19 protein-coding genes and 1 pseudogene are annotated in these 19,592 nt (G+C 59.4%); 14 read left to right on the top strand and 6 right to left on the bottom strand.

Annotation, left to right across the window (positions count from 1 at the left end; translation table 11 throughout):
• Positions 1-199: 199 nt before the first annotated feature.
• Positions 200-2,254, bottom strand: coding sequence for a S9 family peptidase (locus tag ACA044_RS07190; protein WP_497445746.1), 2,055 nt, complete (start codon positions 2,252-2,254; stop codon positions 200-202).
• A gap of 288 nt (positions 2,255-2,542) precedes the next feature.
• On the opposite strand from ACA044_RS07190, the gene ACA044_RS07195 reads away from it, so the two are divergent.
• From ACA044_RS07195 to ACA044_RS07205, 3 genes are read left to right on the top strand one after another with little or no spacing between them, the layout of a single operon-like run.
• The gene (locus ACA044_RS07195; RefSeq protein WP_497445747.1) at positions 2,543-3,040 is read left to right on the top strand and encodes an MFS transporter; all 498 of its coding nucleotides are present in this window, start codon (positions 2,543-2,545) and stop codon (positions 3,038-3,040) included.
• Positions 3,041-3,072: 32 nt separating this feature from the next.
• Positions 3,073-3,849, top strand: coding sequence for a class II glutamine amidotransferase (locus ACA044_RS07200; protein WP_497445748.1), 777 nt, complete (start codon positions 3,073-3,075; stop codon positions 3,847-3,849).
• A gap of 13 nt (positions 3,850-3,862) precedes the next feature.
• Positions 3,863-4,405 carry a DUF2937 family protein gene (locus ACA044_RS07205; protein ID WP_497445749.1) on the top strand — a complete coding sequence of 181 codons (543 nt, stop codon included), beginning with the start codon at positions 3,863-3,865 and terminating at the stop codon, positions 4,403-4,405.
• Positions 4,406-4,558: 153 nt separating this feature from the next.
• Here the strand turns inward: ACA044_RS07205 and ACA044_RS07210 are convergent.
• Positions 4,559-4,720: pseudogene (locus tag ACA044_RS07210) on the bottom strand (LysR family transcriptional regulator); the annotation flags it as partial.
• Positions 4,721-4,940: 220 nt separating this feature from the next.
• Here ACA044_RS07210 and ACA044_RS07215 point away from each other — a divergent pair.
• The 4 genes from ACA044_RS07215 (at position 4,941) to ACA044_RS07230 (ending at position 8,670) form a co-directional block, all read left to right on the top strand.
• On the top strand, positions 4,941-6,218 hold the full coding sequence (locus tag ACA044_RS07215; RefSeq protein ID WP_497445750.1) for an MFS transporter: 1,278 nt from the start codon (positions 4,941-4,943) through the stop codon (positions 6,216-6,218).
• A gap of 75 nt (positions 6,219-6,293) precedes the next feature.
• On the top strand, positions 6,294-7,046 hold the full coding sequence (locus ACA044_RS07220; protein WP_497445751.1) for a 5-oxoprolinase subunit PxpA: 753 nt from the start codon (positions 6,294-6,296) through the stop codon (positions 7,044-7,046).
• The gene (gene pxpB, locus ACA044_RS07225) at positions 7,043-7,747 is read left to right on the top strand and encodes a 5-oxoprolinase subunit PxpB (RefSeq protein WP_497445752.1); all 705 of its coding nucleotides are present in this window, start codon (positions 7,043-7,045) and stop codon (positions 7,745-7,747) included. The genes ACA044_RS07220 and pxpB overlap by 4 nt, the downstream gene beginning before the upstream one ends.
• Positions 7,744-8,670 (top strand): 5-oxoprolinase subunit C family protein, encoded by a 927-nt coding sequence (locus tag ACA044_RS07230; RefSeq protein ID WP_497445753.1) that lies wholly within the window; start codon positions 7,744-7,746, stop codon positions 8,668-8,670. The genes pxpB and ACA044_RS07230 overlap by 4 nt, the downstream gene beginning before the upstream one ends.
• A 47-nt stretch (positions 8,671-8,717) precedes the next feature.
• On the opposite strand, the gene ACA044_RS07235 is transcribed toward ACA044_RS07230, so the two are convergent.
• Positions 8,718-9,896 carry a vWA domain-containing protein gene (locus ACA044_RS07235; RefSeq protein WP_030132618.1) on the bottom strand — a complete coding sequence of 393 codons (1,179 nt, stop codon included), beginning with the start codon at positions 9,894-9,896 and terminating at the stop codon, positions 8,718-8,720.
• Positions 9,897-9,921: 25 nt separating this feature from the next.
• A complete protein-coding gene (locus ACA044_RS07240) occupies positions 9,922-10,767 on the bottom strand; it encodes an AAA family ATPase (RefSeq protein WP_038979370.1) in 846 nt (281 codons plus the stop codon).
• Positions 10,768-10,969: 202 nt separating this feature from the next.
• On the opposite strand from ACA044_RS07240, the gene ACA044_RS07245 reads away from it, so the two are divergent.
• Complete coding sequence (locus ACA044_RS07245) at positions 10,970-11,200, top strand: DUF4160 domain-containing protein (RefSeq protein ID WP_497445754.1); 231 nt, start codon at positions 10,970-10,972, stop codon at positions 11,198-11,200.
• Positions 11,188-11,691, top strand: a complete 504-nt coding sequence (locus tag ACA044_RS07250; RefSeq protein ID WP_497445755.1) for a DUF2442 domain-containing protein — start codon at positions 11,188-11,190, stop codon at positions 11,689-11,691. Before ACA044_RS07245 ends, ACA044_RS07250 begins: the two co-directional genes overlap by 13 nt.
• Here the strand turns inward: ACA044_RS07250 and ACA044_RS07255 are convergent.
• Positions 11,688-12,764 (bottom strand): DUF748 domain-containing protein, encoded by a 1,077-nt coding sequence (locus tag ACA044_RS07255; RefSeq protein ID WP_497445756.1) that lies wholly within the window; start codon positions 12,762-12,764, stop codon positions 11,688-11,690. The genes ACA044_RS07250 and ACA044_RS07255 overlap by 4 nt on opposite strands.
• A 126-nt stretch (positions 12,765-12,890) precedes the next feature.
• On the opposite strand from ACA044_RS07255, the gene cysK reads away from it, so the two are divergent.
• From cysK to ACA044_RS07275, 4 genes are all read left to right on the top strand, one after another.
• Positions 12,891-13,868 (top strand): cysteine synthase A, encoded by a 978-nt coding sequence (cysK, locus tag ACA044_RS07260; RefSeq protein ID WP_497445757.1) that lies wholly within the window; start codon positions 12,891-12,893, stop codon positions 13,866-13,868.
• Between the two features lie 377 nt (positions 13,869-14,245).
• Positions 14,246-15,184 carry an aspartyl/asparaginyl beta-hydroxylase domain-containing protein gene (locus tag ACA044_RS07265; RefSeq protein ID WP_497445758.1) on the top strand — a complete coding sequence of 313 codons (939 nt, stop codon included), beginning with the start codon at positions 14,246-14,248 and terminating at the stop codon, positions 15,182-15,184.
• Between the two features lie 296 nt (positions 15,185-15,480).
• Complete coding sequence (locus ACA044_RS07270) at positions 15,481-15,630, top strand: hypothetical protein (protein ID WP_497445759.1); 150 nt, start codon at positions 15,481-15,483, stop codon at positions 15,628-15,630.
• 113 nt (positions 15,631-15,743) lie between these two features.
• Complete coding sequence (locus tag ACA044_RS07275; protein ID WP_497445760.1) at positions 15,744-16,607, top strand: DMT family transporter; 864 nt, start codon at positions 15,744-15,746, stop codon at positions 16,605-16,607.
• Between the two features lie 114 nt (positions 16,608-16,721).
• Here the strand turns inward: ACA044_RS07275 and ACA044_RS07280 are convergent, their stop codons facing one another.
• Positions 16,722-17,630, bottom strand: a complete 909-nt coding sequence (locus tag ACA044_RS07280) for a DMT family transporter (RefSeq protein WP_497445761.1) — start codon at positions 17,628-17,630, stop codon at positions 16,722-16,724.
• A 129-nt stretch (positions 17,631-17,759) separates the two neighbouring features.
• Between ACA044_RS07280 and aceK the strand changes: the two genes are divergently transcribed.
• The gene (gene aceK, locus ACA044_RS07285) at positions 17,760-19,481 is read left to right on the top strand and encodes a bifunctional isocitrate dehydrogenase kinase/phosphatase (RefSeq protein ID WP_497445762.1); all 1,722 of its coding nucleotides are present in this window, start codon (positions 17,760-17,762) and stop codon (positions 19,479-19,481) included.
• Positions 19,482-19,592: the final 111 nt, after the last annotated feature.

Here is a 19,592-nt window from a genome sequence, read left to right on the forward strand (position 1 = left end):
TCTTGTGTCTGTGTCTGTTCCGGGCTTTCAGTCACCCATCATCCCCTGTGGGAGCGGGCTTGCCCGCGATGACGATGTCACAGCCAATGTTGATATTGAATGTGATGGCCTCATCGCGGGCAAGCCCGCTCCCACAGGGATGTGTGTTGTTTCGGGCCCCGGTGTCTGGTGTTAAGACCGGCACACCGGGCCAAGTTCCTCAGGCGATGCCCAAAACCTTGAAAACAAATGCGTATTCGAGGGCTACGTCACGTAATCCCTGATAGCGACCGCTCATCCCGCCATGCCCGGCGCCCAATTCGGTCTTGAGCAGCAGGGGATTGGTATCGGTTTTGGTTGCACGCAATTTCGCCACCCACTTGGCCGCTTCCCAGTACTGCACGCGACTGTCGTTGTAACCGGCAATCACCAGCGTCGCCGGATACGCTTGCGCGCTGACGTTTTCGTACGGGGCGTAAGCTTTGATCCGATCATAGACGTCCGGCTCATCAGGGTTGCCCCACTCGTCGTATTCCGTGATGGTCAGCGGCAGTTCCGGATCGAGCATGGTGTTGAGCACGTCGACGAACGGCACTTCGGCAATCGCCGCACCGAACAGCTCCGGCCGCTGATTGAGTACCGCGCCGATCAGCAAGCCACCGGCGCTGCCACCGCTGATCGCCAGCTGCGATGGGGTCGTGAAGCCGTTGGCGATCAGGTGTTCGGCACAAGCGATGAAGTCGCTGAAGGTTTTGTGCTTGTGTTCCTGCTTGCCGGCGCGGTACCAGGCTTCGCCCAGCTCACCGCCACCGCGTACATGAGCGATGGCAAACGCCATGCCGCGATCCAGCAGGCTCAGGCGCGCGTGGGAGAACCACGGGTCGAGGCTTTCGCCATAGGCGCCGTAGCCGTACAGATAAAGCGGCGTTGGCTTACCGAGGAACTCGCGTTTGACCACAAGACTGATCGGCACTTGCGTACCGTCCGGTGCCGTTGCCCAAAGTCGCTGACTGACGTACGCATCGGCATCGAACGGGCCGAGCACCGGGGTTTCCTTGAGAACTTTCTGCTCGCCGGTGGCCAGAACCAGTTGGCGGATCTGCGCCGGACGGTTCAAGGCTTCGTAGCGCAGACGGATCCTGTCGCTGACAAATTCCAGGCTGTTCTGCACATGCAGGCTGTAGGCCGCGTCCGGTAGTTGCACGCGATACGGCACCAAGTCCCGTGGGCGGACTTCGATGATCGGCAGGCCACCTTCACGCAGGCTCAGGGTCATGGCCTCGGCGTTCAGGCTTATGCCTTCGAGCATCACCGTGTCGCTGTGGGGAATCAGGTTCTGCCAGTCGGCTTCGGTCGGCGCGACGCCGGTATCGACGGCCTGGTACAGGGCGAAGTTGATACCGTCGCGGTTGGTGCGGATCAGCCACGTCCACTCACCATCGAGTTTGCCGTGGTCGACATCGTACTCATGCTCTTCGACCCTCGGCGCCAGGCAGGTAAAGGCCTGATGTGGCAGCGAGGCGTCGAGCACCCAGACTTCGCTGGTGGTCTTGCTGCCCAGCGACAACAGCAGTTGCCGTTCGGAGCTCGAGCGGTAGCAATGCAGGAAGAATCGGCCGTCCGGCTCATGGAACACTTCATCGGCCGCGGTGCCGTCCAGCCGATAGCGGAACAGTTTATGCGGGCGATGAGTCTCGTCGAGTTCGCCGAAGAACAGCGTCAGGCTGTCGTTGGCCCAGGTCATGCTGCCGTCGCAGTCCTGGAATTCCAGTTCGCTGACGCGTCCGTCGGATAATTCCTTCACGAACAGCGTGTAAATCTCCTCGCCCGAGGAATCGATGCTGTAGGCCAGACGCTGGTGGTCCGGGCTGATGCTGAACGCGCCCAGGGAAAAGAAGCCGCCCTTGGCCAGCACGTTTGGATCAAGCAGCAGGAGTTCCTGGCTTTCGTCGATGTGCAGACTGCCATCGGCCGGGCGCGGGCAGCGGTAGTGGCGGGCGTATTCGTCACCGGCGGTGGTGCGGGTGTAATACAGGTAGGGGCCCCAGGGCGAGGGCAGCGACAGGTCGGTTTCGAGGATCCGGCCCTTGATCTCTTCGAACAGGCTTTCGCGCAGCCCGGCCTGATCGGCGGTTTGCGCCTCTTGATAGCGGTTTTCAGCTTTCAGGTAATCGAGCACCGCGTCGGTGTCGCGTTCCTGCAGCCAGGCATACGGGTCAGAGCCGTCGGCCTTGTGGGCAATCGGGGCGCTGGTGACGTTGGCGGATAGGGGCATGAATGGCTCTCGGACGATGTACGGAATAGGGGCTTCGCAACCTCTGGAAGCGGGCTTATGTGGCGAGGGGGCTTGCCCCCGTTGGGTCGCAAAGCGACCCTGAAACCAGTCACCGCATTTTTAGCCAACAACGCGGTGTCTGGTTTACGACTGCTTCGCAGCCGAACGGGGGCAAGCCCCCTCGCCACAAAAGCCCGCACACAGGGTCTGTGTCTTGCCCGACTGGTATTGGGGCAAGCCTGACGTGCGAAAAGTCGTTACTATAAGCGCCTCTTTGCCTGCCTTGCCATGGACACCATGACCGAGAACGACTATCTGATCGCTTGGGGCCTCTACGCCTTCGCCGCTTTAGGCTGCCTGTTGGTGTGGATGCGCATGACCCGCTGGATGTGGCGCTGGCTGCGTGAGCCGTTGCGCCTGCTGGTTGCAGTGTTGCTATTCACCCCGACCATCATCGACCCGGTGAAGGAAAAGGTCGCCCCGGCCATCGCCATTACCGCCCTCGATCTGCTGTTCAAGGTCGGCAACAACGCCTGGCGGGCGGTTTCCGATCTGTTCATGTACGGCATGATTGCCTTCGGTATTTACCTGGTTTTTGTGGCGATCCGTTTTCCCATCGAGCGCGCCTCCAACGCTCGCAAGGAACAGGCGGCTGCCGCCAAGGCTGCGGCGCAGGCCGACGAACCTGATGACGATCAGCCTTTCGGCGGTGCTGGCGATGATCGTTACGGCCGGCCACCGGTGCCGAGCAACCCTCAGCGTTTGCGGGTTGAACCGCGTCTATAACCGTGCCCCTGTATTGAATCGAGAGTCCGAGCATGTGTGAGCTATTGGGCATGAGCGCCAATGTCCCGACCGATATCGTGTTCAGCTTCACCGGGCTGATGCAGCGCGGCGGTCGCACCGGGCCGCACCGTGATGGTTGGGGCATCGCATTCTATGAAGGCCGTGGCCTGCGGCTGTTCCAGGACCCGGCGGCGAGCAGCGAGTCGGAAGTGGCAAACCTGGTGCAACGCTATCCGATCAAGAGCGAAGTGGTGATCGGGCACATCCGTCAGGCCAACGTCGGCAAGGTCTGCCTGTCCAACACCCACCCGTTCGTGCGTGAGTTGTGGGGGCGTAACTGGTGTTTCGCCCACAACGGCCAGCTCGCGGACTTTCAGCCGATCACCAGCTTTTACCGCCCCGTCGGCGATACCGACAGCGAAGCGGCATTCTGCGATTTGCTCAACCGGGTGCGCGCTGCGTTCCCTGAACCGGTAGAGATCGAAGCGTTGCTGCCAGACCTGGTGGCCGCCTGCGCCGAGTACCGCAGCAAAGGCGTGTTCAACTGCTTGCTCAGCGACGGTGACTGGCTGTTCTGCTATTGCTCGAGCAAACTGGCGCAGATCACCCGCCGCGCCCCGTTCGGCCCGGCACGCTTGAAGGATGTCGATGTGATCGTCGACTTCCAGGCCGAAACCACGCCCAACGACGTGGTCACGGTGATCGCCACCGAACCCTTGACCGAAAACGAAACCTGGACCCGCTACGAACCGGGCCAATGGAGCCTCTGGCGACGCGGTGAATGCGTCAGTCAGGGCAAGACCGAATAAGGATCTCTCCCCCATGTTGCTCAGTTATCTACGGCTGGTGTTGTTTGCGGCAGGCCTGTTGATCGGTGTCCAGGTGCCTGGGTTCATCAATGACTATGCCAAACGGGTCGAGGCGCATCTGATCGAGGCTCAGACCGGTTTGAGCGGTTTTCAGGGCACTGCCAATCAGTTTTTCAAGGGTGACATGCAAGCGCTCGTGGCCCATTACCGTGCCAGCGAAGACCCGATCTTTCGTAGCGATGCCGACAGCCTGAGCACCTTGCTCAACCGTCAATTGGCCCTCGATAAACAGTTCCAGGCCATGCAGGGCCCGTGGTACATCCGCTTCCTGCAAGTGGTGCTGGCGGCCGACCCGGATATTCGCAAGGAAACCTGGAACGGCTACAGCTACCAGATTCTGCTGACACCGGAAGCGATGATCTGGGGCATGAGCGGCGCGTTGCTGCTGTCGTTCGGCATCGAATGCCTGTTCCGACTGATCGACTGGGTAGTGCTGGGCGGCAAACGCCTGCGCCAGAGCCGGCCGATCGAAGAGCGGGATTTGCGGGGACTATAAGATTCTGGATGAATGAGTTTCTGTGGCGAGGGAGCTTGCTCCCGCTCGGCTGCGCAGCAGTCGTAAATCCGGCAACCGCGGTTTACCTGGCCATTTGGGGCTGCTGCGCAGTCCAGCGGGAGCAAGCTCCCTCGCCACAGGATTTACGGTGTATCAGGCTTTGAGGGTTGGCTTGCTGAGTTCGATGTAATCCTCACCCACCTTGCGCGCATACCTCCCCAGCATCTGCTGACACACCGCAATACTCTCCTCGACCCACTCCACGCCCAACCGCCACGACACTATCTGCAAATTCAGCGGCCGTTGATCGATGGAGCCTGCCTGCCGCCAGGCGAAAATTCTTGAGTCGGGCGACCCAGACAGACGCCCCATGAACCTTCAGGTTCATGGGATCAAGTTTTTCTTATGTCTGGGTCGGGGTTTTATTAGTTGGACGTAGCAGGGCCGGGCGCCCAAAAATCAGGCTACCTGGTTCCCACGATAGGCATCGTCGGGGTTCAGAACAATTCTAATAAAACTCGCGCGGAGATTTGCCATGAGTGCGCTCGACATCCCCAAGGCCCAGGCTCGTCCGGGACCTTTCGACTGGTACCACAACATCAATAAGCAGGAGCGTCGCACGTTCTGGAGCTGCAAGATCGGCTATGCCCTGGACGGTATGGACACCCAGATGCTCAGCTTCGTGGTGCCGACCCTGATTGCCATGTGGGGCATCACCACCGGCGAGGCCGGGCTGATTCACACCAGCACCCTGATCGCCTCGGCCATCGGTGGTTGGGTGGCGGGGATTCTCTCTGACCGCATCGGCCGTGTGCGCACGTTGCAACTGACTGTTTTGTGGTTCGCCTTCTTCACCTTCCTCTGCGGCTTCGCCCAAAACTATGAGCAACTGCTGATCTCCCGCACCTTGATGGGCTTCGGCTTTGGCGGCGAGTGGACTGCCGGCGCGGTGCTGATAGGCGAGGTGATCCGCGCCAAGGATCGCGGCAAAGCGGTTGGCATGGTGCAATCGGGCTGGGCACTGGGTTGGGGGGCGACCGCGATTTTGTACGCGCTGCTGTTCTCGTGGTTACCACCAGAAGATGCCTGGCGTGCGCTGTTCCTGCTGGGGATCGTGCCGGCAATTTTCGTGATTTTCGTCCGTCGACTGGTCAAGGACCCGGAAATCTACCGTGAAGCCAAGGCCCGGCAGGAACAGAGCAATCCGGCAAAGTTCTACGAGATCTTTGCTCCGGGCGTCCTCAGCACTACCTTGCGTGCCTCGATGCTGACCACCGGCGCTCTGGGCGGTTACTACGCAATCACCTCGTGGCTACCGACCTTCCTCAAGAATGAGCGCGGTTTAAGCGTACTGGGCACCGGCGGTTATCTGGCGATGGTGATAGTCGGTTCCTACATAGGGTATGTGATCAGTGCCTACCTGACCGACATTCTCGGTCGCAAAAAGAACTTCATTCTATTCGCGGTCGGCTCCTTCACCATCGTCCTGCTTTACACCCAACTGCAGGTCAGCAATAACGTGATGCTTTGGCTGGGCTTCCCGCTGGGGTTCTTCGCCTCGGGGATTTTCAGCGGCATGGGTTCGTTCCTGACCGAGTTGTTCCCGACGCGGATTCGTGGCTCGGGCCAGGGCTTCTGCTACAACATCGGCCGGGCGCTGGCGGCATTCTTCCCGCTGCTGATTGGTCTGCTCAGCCAGAAAGTGCCGTTGAGCATGGGGATCGGAGCCTTTGCGGCGGTCTCTTACGGTGTGGTGATTCTGGCAGCCTTGAGCCTGCCGGAAACTCGCGGCAAGCAACTCGAAGCCGAGTAACTGATAATCTGCGGGGCTGTCCTTACAGATATGTCCCGCAGCTAAAACGATAAAGAGCCTACAGGAGTGTTCAGCGTGAACCGCCTGCTATTGAACTGCGACATCGGCGAGAGTTTCGGCCACTGGACCATGGGTCTGGACGCCGAGGTCATGCCTTTCATCGATTGCGCCAACATCGCCTGCGGCTTCCATGCAGGCGACCCGAGCATCATGCGCAAGACCGTCAGCCTGGCCTTGAGCCACGGCGTGCAGATCGGTGCGCACCCGGCCTATCAGGATCTGGTGGGGTTCGGTCGTCGATCCATGGCTTATACCGCTCAGGAACTGCAGGACCTGTTGCATTATCAGATCGGCGCCCTCGACGGCATTTGCCGGGCTCAGGGCGGGCGGGTGAGTTACGTCAAACCCCACGGCGCGATGTACAACGACATGATGGCCAACCCGGCGCAATTGCGTGCGGTAATTCAGGCCGTGGCGGCCTACGACCGGACACTGCCGCTGATGCTGATGGCCACCCGCGACAACAGCGCCGCCCAGCAATTGGGCGATGAGTATGGTGTGACGTTGTGGTTCGAAGCTTTCGCCGATCGCGCTTACGACAGCGCAGGCATGCTCGTTTCGCGGCAACTGCCGGGAGCCGTGCATCACGACCCCGAGAAAATCATCGAACAGGCACTGATCATTGCCCGCGGTGACAACCTCACGGCCAGTGACGGCAGCATCTTGTATTTGCAGGCCAACACCCTGTGTGTACACGGCGACAACACCAGTTCGGTGGCTGCCGTGAAACGCATTCGCGAGGCCTTGAATCAGCGGAGCGCGTCATGAATCCACGGGTGGAAGTGGTGGCGCTGGATTGTCTGATGGTGCGTCTGTTCGATGAAATCAGCGAAGCCAACATGCCGTGGATGCTCGCGGCCAGCGAGCGTCTGCGAGAGGCGTTCGCTCGCCATTTGATCGATCTGGTGCCGTCCTACACGACGTTGATGGTGCATTACGATCTGACAGCGCTGAGCCCGGCCCAGGCCCGGGAGTTGATCGCTGAAGCCTTGATCGATCTGTCGCCCAACGCTCGTGCCAGCGGCAAATGCCATGTGCTGCCGGTCTGGTATGACCTGAGCGTCGGCCCGGAACTGAGCTTGCTTTCCCGGCGCAGTGGATTAGCCGTGGAAGAGGTGATCCGTCGTCACAGCGAACACGAGTATCAGGTGTTCGCGTTGGGCTTCGCTCCGGGGTTTGCCTTCATGGGATTGGTGGAAGAAGTGCTGGCATCGCCGCGCCTGAGTACTCCGCGCAAAAAAGTGCCTGCTGGCAGTGTCGGTATCGCCGAACGCCAGACGGCGGCTTATCCGGTGGTGTCCCCCGGTGGCTGGAACCTGATCGGCCGCACCCCGGCCAAATTATTCGACCGCGAGCGCGACGGTTATAGCTTGATGCAACCAGGCGACACGGTGCGCTTTGAAGCGGTCAGCCATGCCGAGTTCATCAACCTGGGCGGTGACGATACGCCGTTGGAGACCTTGGCATGAGCCGACTGACGATTGAAGCAAGTACGCCGCTGTGTCTGTTGCAGGATGCCGGGCGATTTGGCGTGCGGCATCTGGGCGTGACCCAGGGCGGGGCAGCGGATTGGCGATCGATGTCGTGGGCCAACTGGCTGTTGGGCAATGGGTTGGATGCGCCGGTGATCGAAATCACCCTCGGTGGGTTCAGCGTGGTGGCCGAAGAGGATTGTGTGCTGGCACTGGGCGGAGCGGATCTGGGGGCGCAAATCGATGGCGAGGTGTTGGCGCCGTGGCGCAGTTTCAGGCTGCACAAAGGTCAGCAACTGCAATTCACTCAGCCGTTACTCGGGGCGCGGGCCTATCTGGCGGTGCCGGGCGGATTCGATGCGCCCAAGGTGCTGGGCAGCCGGGCGACGGTGGTGCGCGAGGAACTTGGCGGTCTCGATGGCATGGGCCATCCGTTGGCCAAGGGGCAGTCGTTGAGCTATTCGGGCAACTCGGTGATGCTGCTGCGGGAGTTGCCGGCGGACCTGCGACCGGACCTGGGTCTCGCTGCACCGCTGGACCTGGTGATCGGTGCACAGATCGGTGAATTCAGCGGGCAGAGTCTGTTCGACGCGTTCAACAGCGCCTGGACCCTCGACAGCCGCGCCGATCGCATGGGGATTCGCTTGCTGGGAACGGCGCTGGAGTACCAGGGCAAGCCGATGATTTCCGAAGGCATTCCGCTGGGCGCGGTTCAGGTGCCACCGGATGGGCAGCCAATTGTGCTGCTCAATGATCGGCAGACCATTGGCGGTTATCCGCGACTGGGGGCGTTGACGCCGTTGGCGCTGGCTCGGTTGGCGCAGTGTTTGCCGGGGGCGAAGGTGCGGTTGAAGCCGGTGGTGCAGGACGTGGCACATCGGGAGCAGGTCGAGTATTTGCGCCGGTTTTTAGGCTGCTAAAAGCATCGCGGGCAAGCCCGCGATGGCGTCAGTCCAGACAACAGAGATTACTTGGAAAGAAACCGCATCCCTTCCTCCAACCCCCGCAAGGTCAGCGGATACATCTGGTCGTCGATCAAATCCCGCACGATGTTGGTCGACGAGGTATAGCCCCAGGTGTCTTTCGGGTATGGGTTGATCCAGATGAGCTTCTTGTACTTTTCCTTGAAGCGCTGCATCCACACGTAACCGGCTTCTTCGTTCCAGTGCTCGACGCTGCCGCCGGCCTGGGTGATTTCATAGGGCGCCATGGCGGCGTCGCCGATGAAGATCACTTTGTAGTCGGCGCCGTACTTGTGCAGCAGGTCCTGGGTGGCTGTGCGCTCGGAGGTACGGCGCATGTTGTTCTTCCACACTGATTCATAAATGAAGTTGTGGAAGTAGAAGTACTCCAGATGCTTGAACTCGGTCTTGCAGGCCGAGAACAGTTCTTCGCAGATCTTCACATGGGCGTCCATCGAGCCGCCGATGTCGAACAACAGCAACAACTTGACGGTGTTGCGCCGCTCCGGACGCATCTGGATGTTCAGCAACCCGGCGTCGCGCGCGGTGTGGTCGATGGTGCCGTCGATGTCCAGTTCTTCCGCCGCACCCTGACGGGCGAATTTACGCAGGCGACGCAGGGCGACCTTGATGTTGCGTGTACCCAGCTCGACCGAATCGTCGAGGTTCTTGTACTCGCGCTGATCCCAGACTTTCACTGCTTTGCCCTGGCGCTTGCCGGCATCGCCGACCCGAATGCCTTCCGGGTTGAAGCCACCGGAGCCGAACGGGCTGGTGCCGCCGGTGCCGATCCATTTGTTGCCGCCGGCGTGGCGTTCCTTCTGTTCTTCCAGGCGTTTCTTGAACTCTTCGATCAGCTTGTCCAGGCCACCCAGGGACTGGATCGCGGCCCGTTCTTCATCGGTCAGGGAGCGTTCGAACTCCTTGCGCAGCCAGTCTTCGGGGATCAACGCCTGAAGGTGATCGTCGAGCTTTTCCAGGCCATTGAAGTAGGCACCGAACGCCCGGTCGAACTTGTCGAAATGCTTTTCGTCCTTCACCAGAATCGCCCGGGACAAGTAATAGAACTCGTCCATGTCGGCGAAGGTCACACGCTGTTTCAGCGCGTTGATCAGGTCCAGCAACTCACGTACCGAAACCGGCACCTTGGCGGCACGCATTTCATTGAACAGGTTGAGCAGCATGGCGATCGCCTCTCTCTATCGGGGCTTAGCGAGAGCCGCGACGGCTCATGAACGCCAGGCGCTCAAGCAATTGCACGTCTTGTTCGTTCTTCACCAGGGCGCCTGCCAGTGGCGGAATGGCCTTGGTCGGATCGCGCTCACGAAGCACCGCTTCGCCGATGTTGTCGGCCATCAGCAGCTTCAGCCAGTCCACCAGTTCCGAGGTCGATGGCTTCTTCTTCAGACCCGGCACTTTGCGCACATCGAAGAACACGTCCAACGCTTCGCTGACCAGGTCTTTCTTGATGTTCGGATAATGCACGTCGACGATCCGTTGCATCGTGACGCGATCCGGGAAGGCGATGTAGTGGAAGAAGCAACGGCGCAGGAAGGCGTCCGGCAGCTCTTTCTCGTTGTTGGAGGTAATGATGATGATCGGGCGCTTCTTGGCCTTGATGGTCTCGTCGATTTCGTAAACGTAGAACTCCATCTTGTCGAGTTCTTGCAGCAGGTCGTTAGGAAACTCGATGTCGGCCTTGTCGATTTCGTCGATCAGCAGGATCACCCGCTCTTCGGACTCGAAAGCCTCCCAGAGCTTGCCCTTTTTCAGGTAGTTGCGAACGTCGTGGACCTTCTCTGTACCCAGCTGCGAGTCCCGCAGGCGGCTGACCGCGTCGTACTCGTACAGGCCTTGATGCGCCTTGGTGGTGGACTTGATGTGCCAGGTGATCAACTTGGCGCCGAAGGATTCGGCCAGTTGCTCGGCGAGCATGGTCTTGCCGGTGCCTGGCTCGCCCTTGACCAGCAGTGGCCGTTCCAGAGTGATGGCGGCGTTGACCGCCAGCTTCAGGTCATCGGTGGCGACGTAGGCCTGGGTGCCTTCGAACTTCATCTGCTAATCCTCGAACGGTAACGCCGACCTGAACGAGGCAGGGCGGGGCGCAATAATGGTCAGGCTCGACTATAACGCGCTGCCCGGTCGACTGTGAACGCAGACGGCTTATTCAGTCTCTGAATGGGGCGTCACATCTTGACTCAGTCTCGGCCGCTAGCCAGTATTGAGCTATCGCCATTTTGGCGATAGCTTGCTGGGCATGTCTACTAAATATCGATTTCGCGATACATACCGCATTCAGTTGCGCGAGAAGGATCATCCGCCGCCCCATGTACATCTGGCAGGTGGCGGGCTGGATGTGATGCTCAGCCTGGAAACCGTCGAAGTGATGGTCGGCAAGGCGCCGCCGCTGATTATCAAGGAAGCGCTGGAGTGGGTCAGGGCCCATCAGGTGCAATTGCTGGAGGATTGGAAACAATGTTACCCATGAAACGACCTCGGCTGTCGGTCGTGCAGGTACTGCCGGATTACAGGCTGGCGCTGACTTTTATCGATGGGCAGCAGCTGAGCCTCGATTTAAGTCGCGACCTGCGTTCATACCCGGGGCTGCAACCATTGCTGGAGGACCGAGCTTTTGAAGGAGCGGCTTTGGGTGACGATGGCTGGAGCGTGGAGTGGCCGGAGCTGGATATCCAGATTGGCGCAGATACGCTGTATCTGGATGCCCTTGCACAAAACGCGGTAGATGAAAACACCCGTATTTTCATCGATTGGCGTGCGCGCACCGGGTTACCGCTGAATCAGGCGGCCGAGGCGCTGGGAGTCAGTGCCCGCAGTATCAGTCGCTACAGCAGTGGTCGTGAAGCAGTCCCGCGGTCGTTGGCCCTGGCCTGCCTGGGTTGGGACTTTCTGCAGCAGCAATCAACCCCGGCGCGGGCGGCGGAAGAAACCGGTCGTTACACCGTCACACGCAAGTTTTAGTCGGTATCCGGCTTGGGCCGTTCGTACTGGGCATTGAACGCCTGAATGAAACCGTTGCGTAAAATCTGCCAAAACGCCTGAAACGCGCTGATATCTCGCTGATGCACGTTGCCCCTGAGCTCGACGCGAGTGGCGAACTGGTTTTTCGGCTGGTTCTTCAGCACGTTCTCGGTGCCTCCGACGAGTGCTTCCCAGATCGAGCGAAAAAGCCCTTTGTTCTTGCTCTCCACGTCCTGTTGCCAATTGAACACATCGACGTCCCGCAACAGTGGCTTGATGTAGCCGGTGAGTTGACCCTTGTTGGCTTTGGCTTCGATAACCACATCGCCATGGCCGGCATTGAAGTCGAACTTGCCGTAGGCTGAGGCGAAGTCGTTCATGCGTTTGAGTTCCAGGTCCTTGACCCGCAGGCGGAATTCGAAGTCCTGGAAGTCACTCAGGGGATCGAAGGTTGCCGTTGTTTCCAGCGGTGCATGCCCCAGCAACAGCGCCTTGCCGTCGAACCGGGCATCGCGTTTGCCTTTGGTGTCGACCACGTTGGTCAGGTTGTAAATGCTGGCATTGACCTGAGTGGCATTCATGTTCACGGGCGGTTTTGAATTGAAGTTTCGAAAGGTGACCCGGCCGTCGTTGATCCGCACTTCGTTCAGGGTAATCGGCAGCAATTTGTTTAATTGTGCCCGCCAGTCGGTGCCCTGACCGGTCTGGGAGTTTTTCTTGTTGGCGCCGCCATCGACGAAGTTCACCTCGGGTTTGTCGAACTGCACCTCGGCCACCACGGCGTGGTCGTACCAGAGCGAGTGCCAACTGACGGACAGGTCGATCAATGGTGCGTTGACGAAAGGCACCGGGACCTTACCGTCGACCTTGACGATTTTCAGTCCGTTGATTTTGTAGGCGCCGCGCCACAGGGCCAGGTCTACGTCGGTAATCTGCCCGTGGTAGTCACCCATGTTCGCCAATCTTTCGTTGAGGTAATCGCGCACCACGTAGGGCAGGGCAATGTGCAGGGCAACGAGCAGCAGAACGAGGCCGGCGAGGGTCCACAAGGGCCAACTGTATCGACGCTTCATGGCGGCAAATCTCTGGCGGTATAAAGCGATTGACTGCTGGGGTACGCGGACGTTCGACTGACTGGACGACCACGGGTAACAGGCATACCTTGGAGCGCTAATTCAACGCTGTATAAGGACTCAGCCATGAGCCGTATTTTCGCTGACAACGCCCATTCCATAGGCAATACGCCGCTGGTGCAGATCAACCGTATCGCCCCGCGCGGTGTGACCATTCTGGCCAAGATCGAAGGGCGCAATCCCGGTTATTCGGTCAAGTGCCGGATCGGCGCGAACATGATCTGGGAGGCCGAAAGCACTGGTAAACTCAAGCCCGGCATGACCATCATCGAACCGACCTCGGGCAATACCGGTATTGGCCTGGCGTTCGTTGCCGCCGCCCGCGGTTACCGGCTGGTGCTGACCATGCCGGCGTCCATGAGCATAGAGCGCCGCAAGGTGCTCAAGGCCCTTGGCGCCGAACTGGTGTTGACGGAACCGGCCAAAGGCATGAAAGGCGCGATCGAGAAGGCCGCCGAAATCCTCGCCAGTGATCCATCCACCTACTTCATGCCGGGGCAGTTCGATAACCCGGCCAACCCGGCCATCCACGAAAAAACCACCGGGCCGGAAATCTGGAACGATACCGACGGCGCGGTTGATGTGCTGGTAGCGGGCGTCGGGACGGGAGGAACCATTACCGGGGTTTCGCGGTATATCAAGAATACCCAGGGCAAACCGATTATCTCGGTGGCTGTAGAGCCGGTGTTGTCACCAGTCATCACCCAGGCGAGGGCCGGGGACGAGATCAAGCCCATTGCCCCCCACAAAATCCAGGGCATTGGCGCTGGTTTTGTGCCGAAGAACCTGGACCTGTCGATGGTCGATCGGGTGGAGCTGGTCAGCGATGACGAATCCAAGGCGATGGCCCTGCGCCTGATGCAGGAAGAAGGGATTTTGAGCGGTATCTCGTGCGGCGCTGCCATGGCGGTGGCTGTGCGGTTGGCCGAAACCCCGGAAATGCAGGGCAAGACCATCGTGGTGATCCTGCCCGACTCCGGTGAACGCTACTTATCGAGCATGCTGTTCAGTGATCTGTTTACCGAACAGGAGAATCAGCAATAACATTTTTCGACTGCTTTGCAGCCGAACGGGGGCAAGTCCCAATGCCGGCAAGTCAAGAAATTTGAGTGACGAAAGTCCTGTGGGAGCGTGGCTTGCCCGCGAAGAATGCACCGCGGTTTTTCAGGTATTACGCGTCATCGTTCTTCGCGGGCAAGCCTCGCTCCTACAGGTATTGGGGCAAGCCTCCTTGTCATAGGGGTTGATTCAGGTCAGCCCCCGTTCAGGAACCTTGTGTTAATAAGTGTTTATTGCGTAATCCTTAACACTGAATGTTGAGTTATGCGGGTTTTTCCCGAGGCCGGTAGTGTTTATCATGGCCGATTGCCACGTCGGGTAAATGGCGTTGTGCGGAGTTACCTACTATCAAGGAGTTGTAGATGAGCTTTTCCTTTGTCGCGAAGGCTTCGGTGTTGTTGCTGTTCCTGGGCAGCACGCTCTATGTGCACTTGCGTGGCAAGGCGCGTTTGCCGGTCCTGCGTCAGTTCGTCAACCACTCGGCTCTGTTTGCACCCTATAACGCCTTGATGTACCTGTTCTCCGGCGTGCCCTCCAAACCCTACCTGGACCGCAGCCAGTTCCCGGAACTGGACGTGCTCAGGGACAACTGGGAAGTTATCCGCGATGAAGCCATGCACTTGTTCGACGAGGGCTATATTCGCGCCGCGGAAAAGAACAACGATGCCGGTTTCGGTTCATTCTTCAAGAAGGGCTGGAAGCGTTTCTACCTCAAGTGGTATGACAAACCCCTGCCGTCGGCCGAAACCTTGTGCCCTAAAACCGTGGCGTTGGTCAGCGGTATTCCCAACGTCAAGGGCGCCATGTTTGCGCTGCTGCCCGGTGGCAGCCACCTCAACCCGCATCGCGATCCGTTCGCCGGCTCTTTGCGTTATCACTTGGGGCTGTCGACGCCGAACTCCGACGATTGCCGCATCTTCGTCGACGGTCAGGTCTACGCCTGGCGTGACGGTGAAGATGTGATGTTCGATGAAACCTACGTGCACTGGGTCAAGAACGAAACCGGGCAAACCCGGGTCATCCTGTTCTGCGACATCGAGCGACCGCTGAGCAATCGCTTCATGACCCGTATCAACCGCTGGATCAGCGGTTTGCTGGGGCGCGCCACGGCACCACAGAACCTTGATGATGAGCGCGTTGGCGGGATCAACCAGGCCTATGCCTGGAGCAAGAACTCCAGCGACAAAATCAGCGGTGTCGTCAAACAGTGGAAACGCCGCAACCCCAAGGCCTACCGCGTACTGCGGCCGGTGCTGGCGGTGGTGGTGTTGACGCTGCTGGGGTACTGGTTGTTTGGTTGAGGCCGGTTTCTGCACAAAAAAGCCATCCCCAGTCAGTTAAGCCGTAATGCGATCTGTAGCAGCTGGCGAAGCCTGCGTTCGGCTGCGAAGCAGTCGTAAATCAGCCAATGCGGTGTTTCAGGTAAACCAAGGTGATCGGATTAACGACTGCTTCGCAGCTGAACGCAGCCTCGCTGGAGCTCGACAGCTGCTACAGCCCTTTGTCCAAGTCATTGCAATCGATGTCATGTGCTGGTTATAGTCGGCGCTCGGTGGTTTCCTGAGCCACCCTTTCACCCATCAAAAAAGATCAGCCCATGCCAGCTTCCCTCATCAACGCGGTAGTCGATTCAGCGATCAGCGCTGGCGTCGTGCCGTGCGGGAATCAGCAGCCTGCGCAGATCAGTCATTACCCCCCACCTGTCAGTAGCACGCCGGTGTGCGCAGTCGTTGGCTTCTCGGGCTGATCAGCTTTTTTCTGCTGTTCCCATGCCCGTCTGAAAAAGCGCCCGCCTGAAAAAACTACTGAATTTCAGCTTCGGCTGAGTTGGCTTTTTTTGCCTGACTACAGGTGGTATTCATGTTTGTCCTTTCGAAAAAAACCGCGCTCGCGGCGGCGTCCACGTGCCTGTTCGTTCTGCTGTGGAGCAGCGGGGCGATCTTCTCCAAATGGGGCCTGGCCCACGCGTCACCGTTTGCCTTTCTGCTGGTGCGCTTCGCCATCGCCTTGTGCGGGTTGGTGCTGCTGATGCCGTTGCTCAAGTTGAAACTGCCCAAGGGCGGCAAGCCAATGTTGTATGCGATGGCCACGGGTGTGGTGTTGCTGGGGGCTTATCAGATTTTCTATCTGCTGGCCCTCGACCTGAAGGTCACCCCCGGAGTGATGGCAACCATCATGGGGGTTCAACCGATTCTCACTGTGGTGCTGATGGAACGTCAGCGTTCCTGGAGCCGGCTGTTCGGTCTGGCGCTGGGCTTGGCCGGGTTGATCATGGTGGTCTATCAGGGCATCGGGTTGGCTGGCATGTCATTGGCCGGAATGCTCTGCGGCCTGTTGGCGCTGGCGAGCATGACATTCGGTTCGATCATGCAAAAACGCATCACCGACAATCCCCTGGGCACACTGCCGGTGCAGTACCTGGCCGGGCTGTTGTTGTGCGGGGTGTTTGTGCCGTTCCAGCCGTTTCACATCGAACACAGTACCGGGTTCATCGTGCCGGTGTTGTGGATGGGGTTGGTGGTGTCGGTGCTGGCGACGCTGCTGCTGTATCGACTGATCGCCCGGGGCAATCTGGTGAATGTCACCAGCCTTTTCTACCTGGTGCCGGCGGTGACGGCGGTGATGGATTACCTGTTTTTCGGCAACCGACTGGCGGCGTTGAGCTTGCTGGGCATGGGGCTAATCATCGTCGGCCTGGTGTTTGTGTTTCGTAAGACCGCTTGAAACCGAAAGGCCTGGCGCATTGCTCCAGGCCCCGCTTCCACATTGGATTTTCGTCGTAACACCAACCCAATGTGGGAGCGGGCTCGCGAAGGCATTAGCAGCCGCACCACAACACTATCTGGCAACCACCTCTGCCGTCTTCAACACCGCCGGCTTCAACACCAGCCACAACGCCACCGCAATCAACACCCCGCCATAGAGGTGCGCCAACGACAGCGGCTCATCCAGCAACAGCGCCCCCCACAACACCCCGAATGGCGGAATCATGAAGGTCACGGTCATGGATTTCACCGGGCCGATCGAGCTGAGCAAACGGAAGTAAATAATGTAGGCAAACGCGGTGCACCCCAAACCCAACCCCAGCAACGACAACCAGACACTCCAGCCGCCCCAGCTCGCCGGAGGCTGGCTGATCACGCTGTAGCCGAACAGCGGCAGCAAAAACAAGGTCGCGCCGAGCATGCTGCCCAGGGCCGAAAGGCGACTGTCGAGGCCGCCGGCCTGGTCGAGCCAGCGGCGGGCGAGGAACCCGGCAAAGCCATAGCAGGTGGTGGCCATCAGGCACGCCAGTGCGCCCATCAGCAGTTCCATGTCGAACGCCACTGGACCTGCGCGGGTGAGGATGCCGACGCCGAACAGTCCGAGAAACACCCCGCAGACCTTCGCCCCGGTGAGTTTTTCACTGAAGAACAGGCCGCCGATCAACACTCCCATCAACGGCGTGGTGGCGTTGAAAATCGCTGAGTAACCGGCCGGCAGTACCTGGGCGGCCACGCAATAGAGGGTTGCTGGAATCCCGGAGTTGATCAGCCCGAGCAGCATCACTGTCTTGAGCTTGCCTTTGAAATCCCAGCTGATACGCATCAGCCCGAGGATCACCAGCAGGCCGACAGCGGCAATCGATACGCGGAAAAAAGCAGTGGGGATTGTGCCAATCACTGGGGCAATAATGCGCATGAACAGAAAGCTCGCGCCCCAAATGGCGGCAAGTGACAACAAACGCAGGATATCGACGGGGTTCACAGCACTTTCCTTCCTTGATTGGCGCGCAAGTGTCGCGCCAGTCGGGGCACAAGGCAATGGCTTGCGTTGCGTAACACAGGGCCACTAAGCTCAGGCTCCAACGATAAGAACAGCCGCAGAGGTCTCACCATGCCGCAGCAATGGCCAGCCGCCGACATCGCCCGATTGATCCTCGATGGCTTTGACGATTACCGCGAGCATTTCCGTCAGATCACCGACGGCGCCCGAGCCCGCTTCGAGCAGGCCCGGTGGCAGGAAACGCAAGTTGCGTCGGCAGCGCGGATCAACCTCTACGAAGAAAAAGTCGGCGAAACGGTGGGGCGCTTGCATGCGTCGTTCGCGACCGATGTGTTGATGGATGTCAGTTGCTGGCCGCTGGTCAAAAGCGCTTACATCAGCCTGATCGACCTGCGTTTTGACGATGAACTCTCCGAGACCTGGTACAACTCGATTTTCTGCGGGCTGTTCAGCCACGACCTGATCAGCGACGGCTGCATGTTCATCCACACCACCAGGCCGAGTCTGCGCCGCGCCCGGGCCGCGCAGACCCGCACCTACAAGCCGCAGGGTCAACTGTCTGGCATGCTCACGAGCATCTTTGCCGACTACCGCTTCAGCGAGGACTACGCCGATTTGCCTGGCGACCTGCGCCGCCTCGAAGCACAATTGCGCGAGAACCTGCCGGACTGGGTCTGCAAGGACCCGGAATTGAGTGTCGAGCTGTTTTCCTCGGTGCTTTACCGCAACAAGGGCGCCTACCTGGTGGGGCGCATTTACACCCAGGACGAGCAGTGGCCACTGGTGATTCCGCTGCTGCACCGCGAAGGTCGGGGCATCCAGATCGATGCACTGATCACCGACGAGGCGGAGGTGTCGATCATCTTCTCCTTCACCCGTTCGTACTTCATGGTCGATGTACCGGTTCCGGCGGAATTCATCGGCTTTCTCAAGCGCATTCTGCCGGGCAAGCACATCGCCGAGCTGTACACCTCGATTGGCTTCTACAAACATGGCAAGTCCGAGTTCTATCGGGCGCTGATCAATCATCTGGCCCACACCGACGATCAGTTCATCGTGGCCCCCGGCGTACGCGGGATGGTCATGAGCGTGTTTACGCTGCCGGGCTTCAACACCGTGTTCAAGATCATCAAGGACCGCTTCTCACCGTCGAAAAACGTCGACCGCGCCACGGTGATCGAAAAGTATCGCCTGGTGAAAAGCGTCGACCGGGTCGGGCGCATGGCCGACACCCAGGAGTTCGCCGACTTTCGTTTCCCGTTGAGCAAATTCGATCCGGCATGCCTGGAAGAACTGCTTGAGGTGGCAGCCTCCACGGTGTCGGTAGAAGACGATACGGTGCTGATCCGCCACTGCTGGACCGAACGCCGGATGACGCCGCTGAACCTCTATCTGGAGCATGCCAACGAAGCGCAGGTGCGCGAGGCGCTGGAGGATTACGGCCTGGCGATCAAGCAACTGGCGGCGGCGAACATTTTCCCCGGCGACATGTTGCTGAAAAACTTTGGCGTCACCCGTCACGGTCGTGTGGTGTTTTATGACTATGACGAGATTTGCTTCCTGACCGAAGCCAACTTCCGCCACATCCCGCAACCGCGTACGCCGGAAGACGAAATGGCCTCCGAGCCGTGGTACTCGATCGGGCCGCTGGATGTGTTCCCCGAGGAGTTTCCACCGTTCCTGTTTGCCGATTCGGGGCAACGCAAGTTGTTCGATCAATTGCACGGTGAGCTGTACAACGCCGATTACTGGAAGAGTTTGCAGGAGGCGATTCGGGCGGGGAAGGTGATTGATGTGTTTCCATATCGGCGCAAGGGCCTCGATAACGAATAAGGCCCCGAGTGACCCCTGTGGCGAGGGGCTTACTGTGGCGAGGGGGCTTGCCCCCGTTGGGTGGCGAAGCCGCCCCAAAATCAGCCAGCGCGGTGATTCAGACAAACCGCG

Source organism: Pseudomonas sp. LBUM1673, assembly GCF_059695645.1.